Below are 1290 nucleotides of genomic sequence, written 5' to 3' on the forward strand. Positions count from 1 at the left end.
CCGCCGCCCGCGACGGCGCGCAGCCCGCCACCTGGCCCGCCCGACGGCGCCGGCGCGCCGCTCGACGCGGTGCCGCCTTCGGTCAGTCGCCGCACGAGGTCGCCCGGCGTCGGCAGTTCGGCGACATGCGCGAGGCGGATCAGCACCATCTCGGCCGCGGCGCGGCGGTCCACGCCGTCCTGCGCCACCTCCTGCACGCCCTTCAGCAGCATCTGCCAGGCGCGCGCGAGCACGGGAATGGACAGCCGCTCGGCCAGCGCCGCGCCGCGCGTCCGCTCCTGCTCGCTCAGCGATGCGTCCTGGCGCAGCGCCGGGATGGATTTCAGCCGCGACAGCAGATGCGTCAGCGCCAGCAGCTCCGACAGCATCACGCCCGGATCGGTACCGCGCGCATGCGCCTCCGCGCTCAGTTCCAGCGCCCGCGCGACGTCGCCGCCCATCAGCGCCTCGAGCAGCGACATCGCCAGCGCGCGATCGGCGAGGCCGAGCATCTCGCGCACGGCCTCGGCCTCGACGCGCCCGCCGCCCGCCAGCGCGATCGCCTGGTCGAGGATGGACAGCCCGTCGCGCACGCTGCCGTCGGCGGCGCGCGCGACCATCGCCAGCGCCTCCTCCTCGGCGTCCACGCCCTCGATCCCGCAGATGCGGGCGAAGTGGGCGCGCAGCACCTCCTGCGGCACGCGGCGCAGGTGGAAGGTCTGGCAGCGCGAGAGGATGGTGGCTGGCACCTTCCGCAGCTCCGTCGTCGCCAGCATGAACTTCACGTCCGGCGGCGGCTCCTCCAGCGTCTTGAGCAGCGCGTTGAAGGCGGCGGACGAGAGCATGTGCACCTCGTCCAGGATGATGACCTTGAAGCGGCCCTGGGCGGGGCGGAAGCGCAGCCGCTCGCGCAGCTCGCGCACGTCGTCCACGCTGTTGGAGGAGGCAGCGTCCAGCTCCTGCACGTCCGGGTGCCGGTCGGCGAGGATGGCGCGGCATTCGGCGCAGACGCCGCAGGGATCGGGCGTCGGCCCGCCCTGCCCGTCCGGCCCGACGCAGTTGAGCGCGCGGGCGATGATGCGCGCGGTCGTCGTCTTGCCGACGCCCCGCACGCCGGTGAGCATGAAGGCGTGGTGCACGCGCCCCTGCGCGAAGGCATTTCCCAGCGTGCGAACCAGCGCCTCCTGGCCGATCAGCTCGCTGAAGGTCTTCGGGCGGTACTTGCGGGCCAGGACGCGATAGGGCGCGGCGGGCTCGGCCGGCGCGGCCTCCGCGACCGGCCTGGCGCCCGCGTTGAGGGCCGCGGCGGGG

The 1290-nt window shown here is 74.8% G+C and carries 1 protein-coding gene; it reads right to left on the minus strand.

What is annotated here, in order from left to right:
• A partial coding sequence (locus L2I40_RS23335; RefSeq protein ID WP_308116449.1) for a DNA polymerase III subunit gamma/tau occupies positions 1-1290 on the minus strand: 1290 nt, incomplete at both ends.

This window comes from Falsiroseomonas oryziterrae (genome assembly GCF_021864505.1).
Classification (GTDB): domain Bacteria; phylum Pseudomonadota; class Alphaproteobacteria; order Acetobacterales; family Acetobacteraceae; genus Falsiroseomonas; species Falsiroseomonas oryziterrae.